This window comes from Nonomuraea sp. ATR24, from assembly GCF_041950485.1.
Taxonomy (GTDB): Bacteria; Actinomycetota; Actinomycetes; order Streptosporangiales; family Streptosporangiaceae; genus Nonomuraea; species Nonomuraea ceibae.
In genome coordinates this window covers 253,116-270,961 of sequence record NZ_JBGNUU010000014.1, presented here as the reverse complement: position 1 = coordinate 270,961, position 17,846 = coordinate 253,116, and the positions used below count along the sequence as shown (strand labels likewise).

The 17,846-nt window shown below is 74.3% G+C and carries 16 protein-coding genes and 4 tRNA genes; 10 read left to right on the top strand and 10 right to left on the bottom strand.

The window, feature by feature from the left end; genetic code table 11:
• Window positions 1–483 precede the first annotated feature (483 nt).
• The 6 genes from ACBI99_RS30880 to ligD are packed head-to-tail and all read left to right on the top strand — an operon-like array spanning window position 484 to window position 6,605.
• Window positions 484–1,167, top strand: coding sequence for an ATP-binding cassette domain-containing protein (locus ACBI99_RS30880; protein WP_375074104.1), 684 nt, complete (start codon window positions 484–486; stop codon window positions 1,165–1,167).
• Between the two features lie 35 nt (window positions 1,168–1,202).
• A complete protein-coding gene (locus tag ACBI99_RS30875) occupies window positions 1,203–2,357 on the top strand; it encodes an ABC transporter substrate-binding protein (protein WP_219511085.1) in 1,155 nt (384 codons plus the stop codon).
• Window positions 2,358–2,385: 28 nt separating this feature from the next.
• Entirely contained in the window at window positions 2,386–3,258 is an 873-nt protein-coding gene (locus ACBI99_RS30870) for a branched-chain amino acid ABC transporter permease (protein ID WP_219511087.1), read from the top strand.
• A gap of 19 nt (window positions 3,259–3,277) precedes the next feature.
• Window positions 3,278–4,387 (top strand): zinc-binding dehydrogenase, encoded by a 1,110-nt coding sequence (locus ACBI99_RS30865; RefSeq protein ID WP_375074103.1) that lies wholly within the window; start codon window positions 3,278–3,280, stop codon window positions 4,385–4,387.
• Between the two features lie 28 nt (window positions 4,388–4,415).
• Entirely contained in the window at window positions 4,416–5,372 is a 957-nt protein-coding gene (locus tag ACBI99_RS30860) for an aldo/keto reductase (protein ID WP_375074102.1), read from the top strand.
• A gap of 51 nt (window positions 5,373–5,423) precedes the next feature.
• Complete coding sequence (gene ligD, locus ACBI99_RS30855) at window positions 5,424–6,605, top strand: non-homologous end-joining DNA ligase (protein WP_375074101.1); 1,182 nt, start codon at window positions 5,424–5,426, stop codon at window positions 6,603–6,605.
• 142 nt (window positions 6,606–6,747) lie between these two features.
• Here ligD and ACBI99_RS30850 read toward each other — a convergent pair whose 3' ends face one another.
• From ACBI99_RS30850 to ACBI99_RS30835, 4 genes are read right to left on the bottom strand one after another with little or no spacing between them, the layout of a single operon-like run.
• Entirely contained in the window at window positions 6,748–9,231 is a 2,484-nt protein-coding gene (locus tag ACBI99_RS30850) for a hypothetical protein (RefSeq protein ID WP_375074100.1), read from the bottom strand.
• Window positions 9,192–10,163, bottom strand: a complete 972-nt coding sequence (locus tag ACBI99_RS30845; RefSeq protein WP_375074099.1) for a hypothetical protein — start codon at window positions 10,161–10,163, stop codon at window positions 9,192–9,194. Before ACBI99_RS30845 ends, ACBI99_RS30850 begins: the two co-directional genes overlap by 40 nt.
• 28 nt (window positions 10,164–10,191) lie before the next feature.
• Window positions 10,192–11,112, bottom strand: coding sequence for an NAD(P)H-binding protein (locus ACBI99_RS30840; protein ID WP_357593203.1), 921 nt, complete (start codon window positions 11,110–11,112; stop codon window positions 10,192–10,194).
• A gap of 36 nt (window positions 11,113–11,148) precedes the next feature.
• Entirely contained in the window at window positions 11,149–11,910 is a 762-nt protein-coding gene (locus ACBI99_RS30835; protein WP_219511099.1) for an IclR family transcriptional regulator, read from the bottom strand.
• A gap of 68 nt (window positions 11,911–11,978) precedes the next feature.
• Here ACBI99_RS30835 and ACBI99_RS30830 point away from each other — a divergent pair, with 68 nt between their 5' ends.
• Complete coding sequence (locus ACBI99_RS30830; RefSeq protein ID WP_219511101.1) at window positions 11,979–13,139, top strand: 4-hydroxybenzoate 3-monooxygenase; 1,161 nt, start codon at window positions 11,979–11,981, stop codon at window positions 13,137–13,139.
• A gap of 62 nt (window positions 13,140–13,201) precedes the next feature.
• On the top strand, window positions 13,202–13,513 hold the full coding sequence (locus ACBI99_RS30825) for a DUF6401 family natural product biosynthesis protein (protein WP_357593209.1): 312 nt from the start codon (window positions 13,202–13,204) through the stop codon (window positions 13,511–13,513).
• A gap of 40 nt (window positions 13,514–13,553) precedes the next feature.
• On the opposite strand, the gene ACBI99_RS30820 is transcribed toward ACBI99_RS30825, so the two are convergent.
• Window positions 13,554–14,294: a hypothetical protein gene (locus tag ACBI99_RS30820; protein WP_246646274.1), complete on the bottom strand. Its 741-nt coding sequence runs from the start codon at window positions 14,292–14,294 to the stop codon at window positions 13,554–13,556.
• A gap of 222 nt (window positions 14,295–14,516) precedes the next feature.
• Between ACBI99_RS30820 and ACBI99_RS30815 the strand changes: the two genes are divergently transcribed.
• The gene (locus ACBI99_RS30815; protein ID WP_357593211.1) at window positions 14,517–14,990 is read left to right on the top strand and encodes a DUF5946 family protein; all 474 of its coding nucleotides are present in this window, start codon (window positions 14,517–14,519) and stop codon (window positions 14,988–14,990) included.
• 48 nt (window positions 14,991–15,038) lie between these two features.
• On the opposite strand, the gene ACBI99_RS30810 is transcribed toward ACBI99_RS30815, so the two are convergent.
• The 5 genes from ACBI99_RS30810 to ACBI99_RS30790 all read right to left on the bottom strand — a co-directional run bounded on the left by ACBI99_RS30810 (window position 15,039) and on the right by ACBI99_RS30790 (window position 17,374).
• Window positions 15,039–15,113: transfer RNA gene (locus ACBI99_RS30810), tRNA-Val, on the bottom strand.
• Between the two features lie 18 nt (window positions 15,114–15,131).
• Window positions 15,132–15,203: transfer RNA gene (locus ACBI99_RS30805), tRNA-Gly, on the bottom strand.
• A 52-nt stretch (window positions 15,204–15,255) separates the two neighbouring features.
• A tRNA-Cys gene (locus ACBI99_RS30800) sits at window positions 15,256–15,326 on the bottom strand.
• Window positions 15,327–15,341: 15 nt separating this feature from the next.
• Window positions 15,342–15,413: transfer RNA gene (locus ACBI99_RS30795), tRNA-Gly, on the bottom strand.
• An 86-nt stretch (window positions 15,414–15,499) separates the two neighbouring features.
• Window positions 15,500–17,374 carry an N-acetylmuramoyl-L-alanine amidase gene (locus ACBI99_RS30790; RefSeq protein ID WP_375074098.1) on the bottom strand — a complete coding sequence of 625 codons (1,875 nt, stop codon included), beginning with the start codon at window positions 17,372–17,374 and terminating at the stop codon, window positions 15,500–15,502.
• Window positions 17,375–17,557: 183 nt separating this feature from the next.
• Here ACBI99_RS30790 and ACBI99_RS30785 point away from each other — a divergent pair, with 183 nt between their 5' ends.
• Window positions 17,558–17,845: a hypothetical protein gene (locus tag ACBI99_RS30785; RefSeq protein WP_219511110.1), complete on the top strand. Its 288-nt coding sequence runs from the start codon at window positions 17,558–17,560 to the stop codon at window positions 17,843–17,845.
• Window position 17,846 lies beyond the last annotated feature (1 nt).

Sequence of the window (17,846 nt, the reverse complement as noted above, 5' to 3'; positions counted from 1 at the left end):
CCGGACACCGCCCCCGCCCCGGACACCGCAAGCGCCACTTCCGGCGAGAGCGGCCTCCCGAAGGACGCCCCCCGTACGGAAGACGTACAGGAGCCTGCGGCGGCGGGCCACTCGGGCGCCGCAGCGGGCGAGGACGGGACGGATGCGGCTCCTCGCCCCGGGGATCCAGCTACCGGTGATCTCGTTCCGGCCCCTGCGGGCGGGGCCGGGGGAGGCGGGGCGGGGGATGCGGCGTCCGGCGCTGCTGGTGCCGGCGGGGGATCCAGCCCGGCCGGCGCAGGCTCGGCGACCGGCGATGGCCTCCCGGACGACGTCGCCCGTACGGAGCACGTACGGGAGCCCGTGCCGGAGGCTCGTGTGATCGCCGCAGGCGGGGGCGAGGCCGTGCCCACGGCGCAGGGGGGTGCCGCAGCGGGGGACGCCGCACAGGCCGGGAGGTCCCCGGGTGCTCGCCACGCGGGGTTGGCGGTGCGGGGGTTGCGGGTGCGGTTCGGGGAGGTGGTGGCGCTCGACGGGGTCGACCTGACCGTGCCCGACGGCGCCGTGGTGGGACTGATCGGGCCGAACGGGGCGGGCAAGTCGACGTTCATCGCCGCCGTGACCGGCTTCGTCGCCGGTTACGAGGGCACGGTGACGCTGGCCGGGCAGCCGATCGACCGGCTGGCCCCGGCGGCGCGGGCCCGCCGGGGGCTGCGCCGCACGTTCCAGACGACGGTGATCGCCCCCGAGCTCACCCAGTACGAGTATCTGACGATCGGCGCCGGCCGGCGGCTGCCCAGGCGGGAGGCGGACGAGCTGCTGGAGTTCTTCGGCTGCCCGCCGGGCGAGGTGCCGGTGTCGATCGTGGACGTCGGGACCCGGCGCCTGCTGGACGTGGCCGCGGCGGTCGCGGCGGGGCCGAGGGTGGCGCTGCTCGACGAGCCCGCTGCCGGGCAGTCGGCGGCGGAGTCCCTGAAGCTCGGCGCGTGCCTGGTGGAGGCGCCGAGACGCTTCGGGGTGTCGATCCTCCTGGTCGAGCACGACATGGAGCTCGTCCGGGCCGCTTGTCAGGAGGTGACGGTGCTCGACTTCGGGCACGTCATCGCCTCGGGGCCCACCGGTGACGTCCTCGAGGATCCGGCCGTGATGGCCGCCTACCTCGGCGCCGCGGACGTGCCGGTGCCCTGAACCCCCCACCCCTCCAGACGAAGGATGTGCCTCACATGAAGCGTTCGCATCTGGCCGCGGCGGCCGCCGCCGTCCTGGTTCTCGCCTCCGCCGCCTGCTCGGGGGAGGGCGGCGGGGCCGACGGCCCGATCAAGGTGGGTTCGATCAACGGCATCACCGGCCTGTTCCAGACGCCGGAGGTCCCGCAGGCGGTCAAGGCGGTCTTCGACGAGGTCAACGCCGCGGGCGGCATCGGGGGCCGCAAGCTGGAGCTCATCAGCAAGGACGACGCGATGAACCCGCAGCGTTCGACGGAGGCGGCGATCGAGCTCATCGAGTCGGAGGAGGTGGTGGCGCTCGTCGGCTCGTCGAGCGCGGTCGACTGCGGTCTCAACCGGGCGACCTACAGCAACGCCGGCATCGTGTCCGTCCCGGCGATCGGCGTCGACCCGGCCTGCTTCACCAGCCCGAACATCGCCCCGGTGAACCCCGGCCCGTTCAAGCTGCTGACGGCGATGCTCTACTACGCCTCCGAGACGCTCAAGCACGACAAGGTCTGCATGTTCTACACGACGCTGCCCGGCAGCGGCGGCGGCATCGACGCCGCGATCAAGGAGTGGAGCGACCTCACCGGCAAGGCGCTCACGGTCAAGGACACCTCGGTGGGCCAGGGCGACCCGACGCCCTACCTGGTCAAGGCCAAGGGCGCGGGCTGCCAGGCGGTGCTCTACAACGCGCAGGTGGGCCCGTGGTTCGCGCAGGCCAAGACGCAGGGCATGCAGGACGTGGACTTCATCATGGGCGCCAACAGCTACACCGACGCCAACGCGGAGGTCATCCCGGAGGGCATGAACGCCTACGCCGGGACGGAGTGGCAGCCGTACACGGACGAGACGCTGCCGGGCAACGACCGCTGGGCCAGGGTCGTCGACGGGAGCAAGATCCAGAAGACGGCGTTCAGCCAGGGCGCGGTGATGGCGGCGGACGTGTTCGTCCAGGTGCTCAAGACGGTCAAGGGCCCGATCACCCGGGAGTCGGTGACGGAGGCGTTCAAGACCATGCGGCCGATCGACTACCCGATGGTCGGCACCCCGTACGTCTTCGGCCCCGGCGAGGCGCACAACCCGATCGAGGGCAGCCGGTTCGTCAAGGTCCAGGACCGCAAGTGGCAGGTGCTGCCGGAGGACTTCATCGTCCCGGGCCGGAAGTGACCGGCCAGGCCCGCCCAGGAGGTGCTCGATGCTGAATTCCGTGGTCGCCGGGCTGACCAGCGGCGGCGTGTACGCGCTGCTGGGGCTGTGCGTCGTGCTGACCTACCGGCTGGTCGCCGTGGTCAACTTCACGATGGCGGCCGTCGGCGCGATGGGCGCCTTCGTCATGGTGTCGCTCATGGACGCCGGGCTGGGCGTGTGGCTGGCGCTGCCGCTCGGCGTCGCGGCGGGGGCGGCGCTGTCGGCGCTGCTGGGCGCCGTGCTCGTCCGCTGGTTCGGCGACCACGACGAGCGCACCAAGGCCGCCGTCACCGTCGCCGTGTACGTGGCCGTCATGGCGATCGGCCTGCGGCTGTTCGGCGGCACGACGACGGGAGCGCGCCGGTTCCCCGCGCCGTTCGACACGCCCGCGTTCACCGTCGGCGGCGTCGTGGTGCCCCAGTCGGTGCTGGTGTCGCTGGCGTTCGCGGTGCTCATCACGGTGGGCGTCGGGCTGCTGCTCAACCGCACGCTCGTCGGCCTGCGGCTGCAGGCGCTGTCCGAACGGCCCGCCACGGCCGAGGTCGTCGGCATCCCGGCGCCCAGGCTCGCCGTCGGCGTGTGGGCGGCGATCGGCGCCGTCACCACGCTGGTGATCCTCCTGGTGGCGCCGAGGCTCGGCGGCGACTTCTCCACGCTGGGCAACCTCATCGCCACCGCCTTCGCCGTCGCCATGGTCGGCGCCTTCCGCAGCCTGCCGCTCACGCTCGCCGGCGGCCTCGTCCTCGGCTGCCTGGAGGGCCTGTCGGCGTCGCTGAGCGCGATCCAGCAGTACCGGGGCGTCGTCCCGTTCCTCGTGATCGTGGTGCTGCTGTGGTGGCGCAGCCGGCACGAGGTCTGGGACACCGCCCACAGCAGATGACCCAAGAGGAGAGCAGAGCATGACCGTTCCCGCCTCCACCCGTGCCGCCGTGCTGCGCGCGCACGGCGAGCCGCTGGTGATCGAGGAGCTGCCGCTGCCCGGCGAGGTCGAGCCGGGCGCCGCGATCGTCCGGATCACCTGCGCGACCCTGTGCGCCACCGACGTGCACCTGTGGAACGGCGCCATGTCCTGGCCCGGCATGCTGCCGATGGTGCTGGGCCACGAGATGACCGGCACCGTCGAGGCCGCCGGTCCCGGCACCGTCGACGCCCTCGGCCGCCCCGTCAAGGCGGGCGACCGGATCGGCTGGTCGGAGTCCGTCTGCGGCCGCTGCTACGGCTGCACCGTGCTGCGCGCCCCCGTCGCCTGCGCGGACCGCGGCTACGGGTTCCGCCAGCGGGCCGACCGCTGGCCGTACGCCACGGCGGGGCTGGCCGGGCACGCCTACGTCACCCCCGGCGCGCTCAAGGTCGTGCTGCCCGACGACGTCGCCGACACCTGGGCCGCCGCGGCCGGCTGCGCCGTCAAGACCGTCCTGCACGCCTTCGAGCGGGCCGGGAGCGTACGGCCCGGATCGAGCGTGGTGGTGCAGGGCGCCGGCGCGCTCGGGATCATCGCCACCGCCGTCGCCCGCACCGCCGGGGCGGGCACCGTCATCACCGTCGGCGCGCCCGGCAGCCGGCTGGAGCTGGCCCGCCGGTTCGGCGCCGACGTGGTCGTCGGGCTCGACGGCGACGCGGCGAGCCGGGTCGCCGCCGTCCTGGACGCCACCGGCGGCCGGGGCGCCGACCTCGTCCTCGACCTGGCCGGCGCGCCCGGCGTCGGGGCCGAGGCCGTCGACATGGCGGCCTGGGGCGGCCGGTTCGTCGTCGTCGGCAGCACCGGCCCGCGCCCCGACCCGATCCCGCTCGGCACGATCATGGGCAAGGAGCTGACCGTGCTCGGCTCGCTCAACGGCGACGTCGGCGACTACTACCGGGCCGTCGAGTTCCTGCGCGCCTTCCGTACGCGCTTCGCCTGGGACGAGCTGTTCGGCGAGCCGGTCGGGCTCGGCGGGGCGAGCGCCGCCCTGGCGTCGATGGCGCGGCTCGACCAGGTCAAGGCCGTCATCCACCCGTGGCTGCCCTGACGAACCCCCCATACCTACGAGGAGACAGATGTCCACCGTGCCGCGCCGCAGGATCGGAACCTGCGGCCCCGAAGCCTCCGTCCTGTCCCTGGGATCGTGGCACACCTACGACCGGATGGATTTCGCCGACGCGGTCGCCCTCGTGCGCCGCGCCGTCGACCTGGGGATCAACCTGTTCGACATCGGCGTCTACGGCTTCCCCGGGCACCCGCCGGTCTTCACCGACGTGCTGTTCTCGGCGATCGTGCGCGCCGCCGGAATCGCCCGCGACGACTACCTGCTGTCGGAGAAGCTCTGGCTGGAGGGCTACCCCGAGCAGCCGCTGCGCGACCAGCTCGAACGTGCCCTGTTCCGCGTCGGCGCCGACCGGGCCGACCTCGTCGTCCTGGGCGACATCCGGCGCGCCGACCTCGACCTGCGGCGGCTCGCCGCCGACCTGGCCGACCTGGAGGCCGCCGGGCTCGTCGGCTGCTGGGGCGTCAACAACTGGTCGGCCACCTCGGTCCGCACGCTGCGCGACCACGCCCTGGAGGCGGGCTCGCCGGGACCGCAGCTCGCCCAGCTCAAGTACAGCCCGTGCCGCCGCTCCATCCCCGACGGCGAGCCGTTCGCCGCGCTGTTCGCCGAGGGCATCTCGCTGCAGGCGTCCGACGTCATGGAGGGCGGCATCCTGGCGGGCCGGGCGACGCCGACCCGCGAGATCGGCCGCGACCCCGGCGGGATCCGCGACCAGATCATGGCCGCCGCCAAGGGGCTCGCCGAGGTCGCCGCCGACCTGGACGCCACCCCGGCACAGCTCTGCGTCGCGTTCACGCTCGCCCACCCGGCCACCTGCACCGTGCTGTTCGGCGTCACCCGCATGCGGCAGCTCACCGACAACGTCGGCGCGCTGGCGCTGCTCGAACGGGTCGGCGCCAAGCGGCTGCGCGAACTGGTCGAACCGTTCTGGGCCGACCGCGACGCCGTCGACCCCGAAGGGCCCTGATCCCGCGCACGCCGCCCCGGGAATGTCGGGCCGCGCGCGTATCGTGATCTCATGCCCGACATCGAGGTCGCCGGCCGCGAGGTACGCGTGACGAGCCCCGACAAGGTGGTGTTCCCGCAGGCCGGGATCACCAAGCTCGACCTGGTCCGCTATTACGAGCGGGTCGGCGAGGCGGCGCTGCGCGGCGTCCACGGCCGGCCGATGGTGCTCAAGCGGTTCGTCAAAGGCATCGAGGAGGAGCCGTTCTTCCAGAAGCGGGCCCCGGCCAAGCGGCCCGCCTGGATCGAGGTGGCCGAGCTGCGCTACCGCTCGGGGCTCAGCGCCGAGGAGGTCGTCTGCACCGACCTGGCGCAGCTCCTGTGGGTGGTCAACCTGGGCTGCGTCGACCTCAACCCGCACCCGGTCCGCGCCGACGACCTGGCCAGCCCGGACGAGCTGCGCATCGACCTCGACCCGGTGCCGGGCGTCGGCTGGGCCGACGTGCTGGCCACCGCCCAGGTCGCCCGCGAGGTGCTGGCCGACCACGGGCTGACCGCCTGGCCCAAGACGTCCGGCTCGCGCGGCTTCCACGTCTACGCCCGCATTGAGCGGCGCTGGCCGTTCGCCCAGGTGCGCAAGGCGGCCGAGACCGTCGCCCGCGAGGTCGAGCGGCGCGCCCCCGGGCTGGCCACCAGCCGGTGGTGGAAGGAGGAGCGCCACGGCGTGTTCGTCGACTTCAACCAGAACGCCTACGACCGCACCGTCGCCTCCGCCTACTCCGTGCGCGCCGTGCCCGACGCCCGCGTCTCCACCCCGCTCAGCTGGGACGAGGTGCCCGGCTGCGACCCGGCCGCCTACACGGTCGCCACCGTGCCCGCGCGGCTGGCCGAGCTCGGCGACCCGTGGGCCGACATGGACGCCCACCCCGGCTCCCTCGACGGCCTGCTGGAGCTGGCCGAGGAGCTGGGCCCGCCGCCCAAGCCGCCCAAGGGCAGCGGGCGCCGCGTGCAGACCCGGCCCGTCATCGAGATCGCCAAGGCCCAGCACAAGGACGAGGCGCTGGCCGGGCTGGAGCGCTGGAAGGCCCGCCACCCCGACGTGGCCGCCCTCCTGGAGCCCGCCGACGTGCTCGTCGACGGCATGCGCGGGCGCAGCAGCGTGTGGTATCGGATCCGCGTCAACCTGCAGAACGTGCCGGAGGACCGGCGGCCCCCGCAGGAGCCCCTGGAGTCCGACTACGACCCCTGGACCTGACGCCCGCCGTCCTCACACGCCCGCCGTCCTGACAGGCCCGCCTGCCCCCGCTCTCGCCGGCCCCTGCGCGCCGCGGGGGCCGCCCGCGTGGATGCCCGCGTGGATGCCCGCGCGGGCATGTACGCGGGCATGCGACTTGTCGTCACTCGTCCGCGGTGATGACCTGGGACGCCTGGTAGGCGGCCTCGCGGGGGCCGTCGGCGCGCACCTGGCGCAGCAGTGCCCGCCACGGCTCCGGCCAGCCCGCCCGCGGCCCGCACTCGGCCGCCAGACCCACCGCCAGCAACGCCGCCACCTCGGCCGTCACCTCATTCGTCCCCAGGCCCGGGGGATGAAGGGCGGCGAGGCGCTGGGCGTGGGGGAGGACCCGGTCGGCGGGGACGTCCTCCGCCGACCGGGCGAGGGCGTGGGCCGTCGTGACGGCGGCCAGGACGCCCGGGACCGTCCGGGTCAGCCGGTCCAGCACGGCGTGCGGGTCGTCCCAGTCGACGGTGGCGGCCAGGAGCTCGGCGGCGAGGTGGGCAGGCAGCTCGGCGGCTACCTCCGCTACCACCGCCGCCGCCGGCTCGCGGTCGGCCCGGTGCGCCTCGCACAGGTCCGACACGACGGCGGCCAGCCGCTGGGCGGCCGGACGGTCGCGGTCGGCGCCCGCGTCGGGCTCGGCCGGCGCGGCGGCCAGCGTCCGTACGGCCCCGCGCAGCTCGGCCGTCCCGTGCCCGGAGCACGCCGCGCTGACCAGCCCCCGCGCGGCGGCCCTCCAGTCGGCGGTCTCGTCCAGCCCGGAGAGAAGCCCGGCCAGCCGCTCCACGGCCTCCGGCGCGTACGCGGCCCAGCGGGGCAGCGTCTCGACGGCGATCAGCCGCGTCCGCCGGTCCCGCGCCCGCGTCGCGGCCACCACCAGCCCCCCGTACGCGACCCGCCACCGCTCCGGCACCGCCAGCGGATGCACCCCGAGCACCGGAGCCGCCACATCCCCCGCCGCACCGTCACCCACCACACCGCCGTCCGGGGAGGCCGGGCCGCCGTTCGTCGCGCGGTCCGCGGGGGAGGGCGGGGGGTCGCTCGCCGGGGAGCCGGCCGGGGCGCCTACGGCTTCGCGTAGGAGGGGCCAGGCTTCCGGGGCGGGGAGGAGGCCGAGGGCGGCTGAGACGATGGCCACGCGGACGTCCTTGTGCTGCCCGTCGGCGTGCCAGAGGTCCCGCAGGGTCCCGATGGCGCCGGGGGCGCGGTGGCGGGCGAGGAGCCGGACGGCTTCCTTGCGCGCGGTGACCTTGCCCCCGGCGAGTACCGGCTCCAGGGCCGCCGCCAGCTCGGCGGGCGGGGTGAACCGGGCCGCCCGCGCCGCCGCGTACACCGCCACGTGCGCGTCGTCGCCGCTCGCGCGGGCGAGCAGGGCGGCGAGCACGTCCTGGGGCCGGGCCGTCCACGGGAGCGCGGTGAGCGCGGCCCGCCGCAGCAGCGCCTCGTCCGACTCCAGGTGGCGGCGGAGGCGCCCGGCCTCGACGCCGGGGATCTCGCCCAGTGACCGCACGGCGTGCGCCCGCTCGCCGGTGGGCAGGCCGCCCTGGCCCGCGACCTGTTCGAGCAGCTTCACGTACGCGTCGCGCTGCCGGGCGGTCCATCGCAGGACGGCCCGGCGGGGGACGTGACGCACCTGCCGCACGTCGCTCCTGGCGAAGCGGCCGGAGGGGGCGCGCCGGCCGAGGACGGCGTCCAGCAGGTCGGTGCGGTGCCACACCAGCGCGGCGAACACGCTGCCCACGGCCACCGTCGACGGGTCGGCGGCCAGCAGCCCGGCCACGCGCTCGCCCCGGGTGCGGGGCGGCTCCAGCCAGAGGTCGATCGCCTCGATGGCGGTGAGCTCGCTGACCGCGGTCAGGGCACGTCGCAGCGCCTGTTGCAGCTCGGGCAGGTCGTGGCCGCGCCGCCCGAGCGCGTTGGCGAGCAGGAAGGCCAGCTTGTGCCGGTCGCGGCGGCCGCCCGCCTCCAGGTGGGGCGCGAGCCGCCGCACCAGCGTGACCTCCTGGCCGCGCCGCAGCACGCGCGACAGGTGGCTGAGCGAGGCGGTGCCCACGTAGCCGGTCAGCCGGTCGAAGGCGCGCAGGCCGTACTCCAGCAGGGCGGGGTCGTCGCGCGCGGCCCCCTGCTCGAAGACGCGGGTCGCCAGGCGGGCCAGGGCGAGCCGGGTGTGGTAGGAGCAGTCGCGGGCGGCCAGCGCGTCCTCGACGAGCCGGTCGAGGCCGGGCACGTGCTCGGCCGCGAACAGCCGGGGCGGGACGGCGGCCAGTGCGGCGAGGGCGGCCTGGCGTACCGGGTCCTGTTCGTTGCGCAGCCGCCCGAGCGCGCCGAGCAGGCGGATGAACACGGCGGGGTCGCGGTCGCGCCCGGCGCAGGCGATCAGGTGGCCGTACCCGATGGCCCGGTCGGCGCCCTCGGACCGGCGGGTCGCGGCCAGCAGGGCGGGCTCGGCGTCGGCGTAGGGCAGGAAGGCGGTGATCTCCAGGGTGCGCGCCGGGTCGTCGGCGACGGCGCGCAGCCCGAGCATGCGCCGGGCCTCGGCGACGCGCGGGCGCAGCGGCAGCACGTTCAGCAGGAACGGCGACGGCAGCGCCCGCGACCGGTCCACGCCGGCGGTCGCCGCTCGAACACGGCCTCCCTGCGGCCCGGCGCCACCGCCCGCAGCAGGTTGATCAGCGCGGGCTCGTGGTCGCGCACCGCCCGCCCGGCCTCGCCGAGCCGGTCGTCGGGCAGCGCGGCCAGCCGCCGCCGGATCGCGGCGCGCCGCAGCAGCCCGGCGAGCTGCGCCTGCCGCCCGGGGACCAGGTAGAGGGCGAGCGTGCGGTCGGGGTCGGCCTTCAGCAGCAGGCTCACGCACCGGGCGCCGCGCGGGCTCCAGTGCTGCTCCAGCACGGTGATCACGCGTCCGGGAGCGTGCGCGGCGGCGGCCTCGACGCCGGGGCCGCGCGTGAGCCACCACGCCGGGCGGAGCGGGAGCGGCAGCCCGGCCAGCGCCGATTCGGCGTGCCCGAGCACGAGCAGCGGGTGCCGCCTGGCCAGCGCGCGCCAGTTGGGCACGGCATGCTCCAGGCCGGGCAGCAGGGCGGCGGCCAGATCGGCGGGGCAGGCCGGGAGCAGGCTCGCCGCCTCGCGGTCTCCCCACCGCTGCCGCACGTCGTCGATGAGCAGCGCGGCCAGGTCGCCGCGGCCGTGACGCCGGATCGCCCGGTAGACCTCGGCCCGCCGCGCGGCCGGGCCGGTGCGGACGATCCGCGCGACGACCTCGTCCGGGGCGCCGAGCTTGACCGCCGAGACGATCGCGTAGCGGCCGACGTCCGGGTCGGGGTCGCCGGTGGCCCGGGCGATGTGGGGGAGGTCGCGGGCCGCCGCCGCCAGCCGCACGGCGAGGAAGCGCTCGTACGGGCCGAGCCGGGCCAGGCCGTCGAGCAGGGCGCGCAGCTCGGGCCGGCCGGCCAGGCGCCGCCCGTGCTCGGCCAGGCGGCGGCACCGCTGCCCGTGCGCGACCTGTTCCACGTCCTTGATCAGAGCATGAGGCCGCATAACTGCCCCATTATGGGGGCTTGCGGCGTCAGCCGCGGGTCGGCCGCTGGTAGCCCTCGTCGCCGCCGTAGACGTGCCGGTCGGGGTCGCGTTCGGGCTGGTTCGCCGGGCTGGTCGGCGACGCGGTGTGTTCCTCGGCGAAGTCCTCCGACGGCATCGGCGGCGGGTTCAGGTAGTCGTGCCAGGTGATCCGGCCCCTCGGCATGGCGTCGGTGGTCAGCGCGCCCTTGCGCTGGGCGGCGGCGACCTTGCCCGGGTAGCGCAGGGGCGGGCACAGCCGCCGCAGCCCTCGGGCGGCCAGCCAGGTCCTGACCAGCTCGGACGTGGCCAGCACGTGCGGCCCGCCGTACTCGGTCACGGCGCGGCCCGGTCCGTCGGCGAGCAGGCCGGTCACCCGGGCGGCGGCCTCGCCCGCGTCGAGCGGCTGCCACGGCAGCGACCGGTCGACCGGCAGCACCGGCGAGCCGGCCAGCCCGCGCAGCACCTGGTCGAGCCGCTGGTGCAGGTGGGTGACGCGGAGGATGGTGAAGGGCAGGCCGCTCTCCCTGACGAACCGTTCTGCCTCGGCCCGGCGGCGCATGGGCCCGGACCGCCCGGCCCCGACGGCGGAGACGTGCAGCAGGTGCGTCACGCCCGCCTCCCGGGCGGCGGTGACGAGCGCGCGGGTGCCGGTGGCGTCGACGGTCAGCGCGCCGGGCGCGGTGCCGGGCCGCGACAGCAGGTCGCCCGCCGTCGCGCGGTCCAGCGCGGCCAGGTGGACGACGGCGTCGCAGCCGGCCACGGCCTCGCGCACGCCGTAGCCCGTGGCCAGGTCGCCGCGCACCCAGGTGACGTCACGCCGGGGCTGCTCCTCCCGGCTCAGCGCCCGGATCTCGTGGCCGGCCCTGAGGAGGGCGGGCACCGCGGCCCGGCCGAGCGTGCCGGTCGCGCCCGTCAGCATGATGAGCATGACCAGCACCTACCCACCAGGCCCCGGACATGCCCGTCAGTCCCCGGCCGGTGGGGCGGCGGCGCGGGCGATGCCCGCCGCGGCCGCGCGCAGCGGCTCCACCAGCCGGGGCAGCTCGCGGGCCCGCCGGGCGGCCAGCACGATCCCGACCGCCGCGATGGCGCGGCCCTCCACGAGCACCGGCGCCGCCGCCGAGCACGACCCGGCCGTCATCTCCTCGTACGTGAGCGCGTGGCCCTGCGCCCGCACGGCGGCCAGCTCGCGCGCCAGCCGCCCCGGCTCGGTGATGGTGTGCGCGGTGGGGCGTTCGAGGGTGCGCGCCAGGTAGGACTGCACGAACCAGTCGGGCTCGTGCGCCAGCAGCGCCTTGCCCACGCCCGTCGGGTGCATCGGCAGCCGCCCGCCGGTCCGCGACACGATGGGCACGGCGCGCCTGCCGTACACCTTGTCCACGTACAGGACCTCCATGCCGTCGCGGACGGCCAGGTGCACGTTCTCGCCGGTGCTCGCGAACAGCTCCTGCAGCCACGGCTGCGCGACCTCGCGCAGCCGTCCGGGCGCGAGCTGGCCGAGCTCCCACAGCCGAAGCCCGACGCGCAGCCGCCCGCCGGGGTCGCGGCTGAGCGCCTGCCACCGCTCCAGCTCGCCGACCAGCCGGTGCGCCGTCGCCAGGGCGACGCCGCTGCGCTCGCTGATCTGCGTGAGCGTGAGCTCGCGGTGGGTGGCGTCGAACGCGCCCAGGATGGCCAGCACCTTGGAGGTGACCGTACGGCCCGGCTCGCGGGCGCCGCCTGACATGTCGCCATTCTTCCACTGAGCGGAAGCCGGTTCTCGATCCGGGACCCGGCGGGCAGCATGCTGTGCTCATGCGAACTCAGGTAGGGATCATCGGCGCCGGACCGGCCGGCCTGCTCCTTTCTCACCTGCTCCACCTGCGCGGCATCTCCTCGGTGGTGCTGGAGAAGCGCAGCCGCGACTACGTCGAGCGCCGGGTCCGCGCCGGCGTGCTGGAGCAGGGCACGGTCGACACGCTCGTGGAGGCGGGCGTCGGCGGGCGGCTGCTCCGCGAGGGCCTGCCCCACCACGGCATCGAGCTCCGCTATGGCGGCGCGGGACACCGCATCCCGTTCGAGAAGCTGGTGCCCGGCCGGGCCATCACCGTGTACGGCCAGCAGGAGGTGGTCAAGGACCTCATCGCCGCCAGGCTGGAGGCGGGCGGCGACGTGCGGTTCGAGGTCGAGGACGTGGCGATCCACTCGCCGGAGGACCGGCCGTACCTGACGTTCGGCGGTGAGCGGCTGGACTGCGACGTGATCGCCGGGTGCGACGGGTTCCACGGCGTGTCGAGGCCGTCGGTGCCGCCGGGCGTGCTGCGGACCTACGAGCGCGACTACCCGTTCGCCTGGCTCGGCATCCTGGCCAGGGTGGCGCCGTCGTCGGAGGAGCTGATCTACGCCAGGAACGAGCGCGGCTTCGCCCTGCACAGCATGCGCACGCCCGAGATCAGCCGCTTCTACCTCCAGGTGCCGCCCGACGCCGACGTGGCCGAGTGGCCCGACGAGCGGATCTGGGCCGAGCTGAAGGCCCGGCTGGAGACGGTGCCCGGGTTCGCGCTGACGACCGGCGAGATCATCGAGAAGGGCGTCACGCCGATGCGCGGCTTCGTCACCGAGCCGATGCAGTACGGCCGCCTCTACCTGGCCGGGGACGCCGCCCACATCGTGCCGCCGACCGGCGCCAAGGGGCTGAACCTGGCCGTGGCCGACGTGCGGGTGCTCACCGAGGCGCTGGCCGCGTTCTTCCACGACGGCTCCACCGGCCTGCTCGACGGCTACTCCGAGGCGTGCCTGAAGCGGGTGTGGCGGGCCCAGCACTTCTCGTGGTGGATGACGACGCTGCTGCACACGTTCGACTCCGACGACGACTACGGGCGCCGGCTGCAGCTGTCCCACCTGGACTACGTGACGTCCTCGGAGGTCGCGGCCACGACGCTGGCGGAGAACTACGTGGGACTGCCCTTCCCCTGAGCCGGCCGCCCGGACGTGGGCGGGACGGGTAAAGGGGTTTTGGCATGGTTTAGGGTTTGATGGTGCTTTTTGCGGATGGATGGGCGGCTGCGCCGCTGCGCTCGGTCATGCAGACCCTCGGGCAGGACCAGCTCGCCAGGATGACCACGGACCCCGGTCTCGTCGCCGCGGTGGACCAGCACGCCGCGGTGCTGCGGGACGCGATCCCGCTGGATCGCGAGACGCTGGGCGACTACCTGCTCGGCTTCCTCGACGAGCTGCGACACCGGGGCTGGGCGTTCAGCGGCGAGCCGGACGCCGCCGCCCTCCGTCTGACGGCGGTGTGCTGGCTCGCCCGCGAACGGGGCTTCCTCGAGGGGGAGCTCCCCGCCTGACGCGCCGGGACCGGCCGGGCGGCCGGTCCCGTGAGGCACGTCAGGGTTCCCGGTAGTCGGACCGGGTGGCGCCGCCCGACTGGACGTGCGGAGCCTCCTCGGTCATCTGCTGGGCGTCCCCGCGACCCCGCTGGTACGCCTCCGCGTGCGCCCTGGCCTGCGGCGCCTCCTGCTCGATCCGGCCCAGCCAGCGTTCCCACCGCTGCTGCATCGGCCGGACGAGACCGCCGCCCACGCCGATGGCCGCGATGGCGCCGAGCGTCGCCAGCACCGTGATCAGCACCGGGATCGTGACCGCGGTGGCCACCCCGATCTGGTTGAGCGCGGCGATGATGCCCAGGGCCCAGATGAACACGGCGGCGGCCGTCGCCAGCCAGCGGCCGTACGAGAGCTCGCCGAGCGCACTGGAGATGATGTCCCGGACCGCCTTGGCGATGGCCCCGGCCACCACGATGATCACGATCGCGACCGCGGCCAGCGGCAGCCAGGCCACCACGCCGGTGAGCAGCGTCGAGATCGGGTTCGGCCCGAACACGCTGAAGGCGATCTGCAGCGTGATCAGCAGCAGCGCGTAGTACAGGAGCTTCGACAGCAGCCCGCTGGCGCCGTAACGGCTGCGTTCCTGCCACCGCCCGGCGGCGCCGCTGCGTGCCACCGCGCGGTCGAAGCCGACCCGGTTCAGCAGCTTGCCCAGGACCTTCGCCAGCACCTTGGCCACGATCCAGCCGATAATGAGAATGACGACGAATGCGACAAGCTTCGGAACGAATGTCGCGATCATCCGCCAGGCATCGGATATGCCTTGGCCTATGTTGATGTCCACGGTTTCCTCCTCCGAGGAGCCAATGCCTGCGCGCTACCCGCTCAGCGTGCCGATATACACGGAGAGCGACGATAAATGCTGGTTTTTGGCATATTTGGTCAACGGAGAGTAATGACATGGCTTGGCGGAGGCCGGGAATTCGGATGACAAGCCTGTCGCCGTGCGCCTAGGGTGCCGCGCATGGATCAGTGCGACTGCGGCGCGGAAGCCGGCCCCCTCGGCCTGTGCGAGGACTACTACTACGCGATCCTGGCCGAGGAGCAGGGCGATCCGGAGATGTACCGCTGGCACGCCCCCGTCGTCTGCGCCTACCTGCTGCAGCACCCCTCCCGGGGGCACGCCAAGTACCTCGACACCCAGTTCCGACTGTTGCAGCTCTGCCTGGACCAGGGGATCGAAGCGCTGCTGCGGGTGGCGTCCCACCAGGTGGCGCGCAACCGGCACGGGGTCCGGTCGGGATACGACATGGCGCCGCTGGAGCCCTACGCGCCGCTCCCGCAGGAGGGGCCGCCGGAGCGGTTCCGCACCGGGTTCGCCGCCCTGCCGTGCGACGACGGCAGCTTCGTCGCCCGGGGCCACGAGGACTACGGCCGCCGCATGACGGCCATCGCCCAGGCCACCGTGGACGCCTGGTTCGGCCGCCCCGCCGGATGACGAAAGAGCCCCGGTCCTCCATCGGAGGCCGGGGCGTTTCGCGGTCGGTGGTGGACGATACTGGGATTGAACCAGTGACCTCTTCCGTGTCAGGGAAGCGCTCTCCCGCTGAGCTAATCGTCCGGGATTGAGTTGTCTCAGAGCGGAAGACGGGATTCGAACCCGCGACCCTCACCTTGGCAAGGTGATGCTCTACCACTGAGCCACTTCCGCATGGCGTTGCACTTACTTTAGCCGATCCTGACGAGTCCGCCGAACCGCACCGAGGTGGAGACGGGATTTGAACCCGTGTAGACGGCTTTGCAGGCCGCTGCCTCGCCTCTCGGCCACTCCACCAGGAGTTGAACTCCGAGCGGAAGACGGGATTCGAACCCGCGACCCTCACCTTGGCAAGGTGATGCTCTACCACTGAGCCACTTCCGCGTGTTTCCGGCACTGAACCGGCCACGGGAAAACCATATCGCCTCCTGGGAGTGCCCGTGCGCACTGTGAGGCCCCTGTGGCGAAAATCAGCGGATGACACGGACGTCGTCCGCCCGGACGAACGCCACCCGGTGGCCGAGCTGGATCTGGTGGTAGCGCAGCCGTCCCTTGACCGTGACGTGCCGGGCCGGGTCGAACGAGCGGGCCGAGTGATAGCTGCCCGTCAGGCTCTGGCCGAGCGCGTACGTCTGGCCGGGGGCGAGCGTGTAGGGCAGCGCGGCGTGCTGCTGGACCGGGGCGCGGGTGCCCGCATAGGCCGACCTTTCCGGGAAGGCGCGGCCGTACACCTTGACGCCCGGGCGGACCGGCGTGACCAGCGGCCCCCGCGCCGCCACGGACGTCGGGCGCGCGGACGGGTCGTGGAACCAGGCCTTCTGCCCGAGATACCAGATGGCCGTCCAGTCGCCCCGCCGCTCCGCCAGCCCGAACCGCTGCCCCGCCGACGCGCGGGCGCTGTGGTCGTAGACGCTGTACGTGCTCGGTGCGCCGGGCCGCTTGCCCGCGTCGTCCACCAGCGGGGCGTCCTCGCGCGGCTCGGTGCGCAGCCACACCGCCGACGCGCCGTGCCGCGGGCACCGCCCGGCCGGCCTGGCCTTCACGCAGCCGGTGAACCTGGGCCGGTGCTCGTCGTACGACGGCAGCACCAGCACCGACCCCGGGCCGCTTTCGTCGCCCGCGAACCCGCCCGTCAGCTCGTACGCCGGCCCGTCGTGCCCCGGCCGCTCGAACGGCTTGCCGAGCAGGTCGAAGTAGTGCGCCCAGTCCCAGTACGGGCCCGGGTCGTCGTGCATCTGCGGCAGCGTCTTCGCCGACGTGCCGGGGACGTTGTCGTGGCCCAGGACGTGCTGGCGGTCCAGCGGGATGCCGTGCCGGTCCGCCAGGTAGCGCACCAGCCTGGCCGACGCCCGGTACATCGCCTCGGTGTACCAGGTGCCGCCCTGCGCCAGGTACCCCTCGTGCTCGATGCCGATCGAACGGGTGTTGACGTCCCAGTTGCCGGCATGCCAGGCGATGTCCTTGTTCCGCACGTGCTGGGCGACATGCCCGTCGCGGGAGCGGATCGTGTAGTGCCAGCTCACGTACTTCGGGTTGCGCACCAGCGAGGGGATCCCGGCGTAGGTGCCCTCGGTGTCGTGGATGACCACGTAGTCGATGCGGCGGGCGCGGTCCAGGCGGTCGTGGTTGCCGTGGTCGCCCTTGCCGGTGCGCGCGTACGCGGCGGGCATCCACTCGCAGGCCAGCGTGTGCGGGCACTCGGCGTGCCCCTTCGCCCGGCGCAGCGGCGCGGGGCCGGGCAGGCGCGGGTTCGCGGGCAGCCGCACCACCGACCCGTCGTCGGTGATGCGCTCCACCCCCGAGCGCATCACCGACACCACCTCGTCGGCGAAGGCCCGCGACCCGGCGTACCGGGCGATGGCCTCGTACCAGGCGGCCGGATCGGCGCCGGGCCGCTGCTGGTAGGAGGCCAGCAGTGCGGCGCCGCCCCGGATGTTCGCCGCCGGATCGCTGCGCAGCCGCTCCGCGCTCACCCCGGTGAGCCGTCCCGCCTCGGCCAGCGTCGCCCCCGCGGTCGAGGCGCCTGCTTCACCGGCGTCCTCGTGGTGAACAGGCGCCTGCGCCAGCGGGCGGGCCGGGTCGCCGCGGCGGTCCGCGTGGGTGTGGCCGGGGCCGGGCCGGGCGGCGGCGGGGTCGAGGAGGTGCATGGGGCCGTAGCCGCCGGCGGTGCTGGGCGCGCCGCCGTGGGCGTCCCAGCGCGACTGCAGGTACGACACGCCGAGCAGGACGCTCTCCGGCACCCCGTACGCGCGGGCGGCGGCGGCGAAGTCCGCCTGGCGGCCGTCCGGGTGGCCGGGCGCGACCAGGACGGTGGCGGCGGCGACGACGGCGGCCCACAACAGCATGACAACCCCCACGGAATGGCACACGGTGAATACTCACCGTAACCATTCCCAGATGGGGATGTGTCAGACGGGACAGTAGAGGCAGATGTGACTCATGGTGATCTCCTCCCTCATGACAGAAGATGGAGGTAAATCCTGCCCGATATCGGGCAGGAAGTTGAAGTGTCTCGTTCCAGCTGCGTAATGTCCTCGACTGTGTCCACGGCACGGCATCCCTACGAGGACCTCATCGCCCACCTCACCAGGAGCACCCCGCTGGGGCCCGGTGAGGCGGCGCGCGTGGTGGCCGACGTCCTGGCGTACTTCTCCGAGCCGGTGGAGGAGTTCGTGCGGCGGCGTCACGGCGAGCTCAAGGCTCGCGGCCTGACCAATGACGAGATCTTTCCCAGGATCGCCGCGGAGCTGCGCGGCCGCCGGGTGGCGGCCCCCGAGCTGTCGCTGCGTCAGCTGCGCCGGATCGTTTACGGATAGG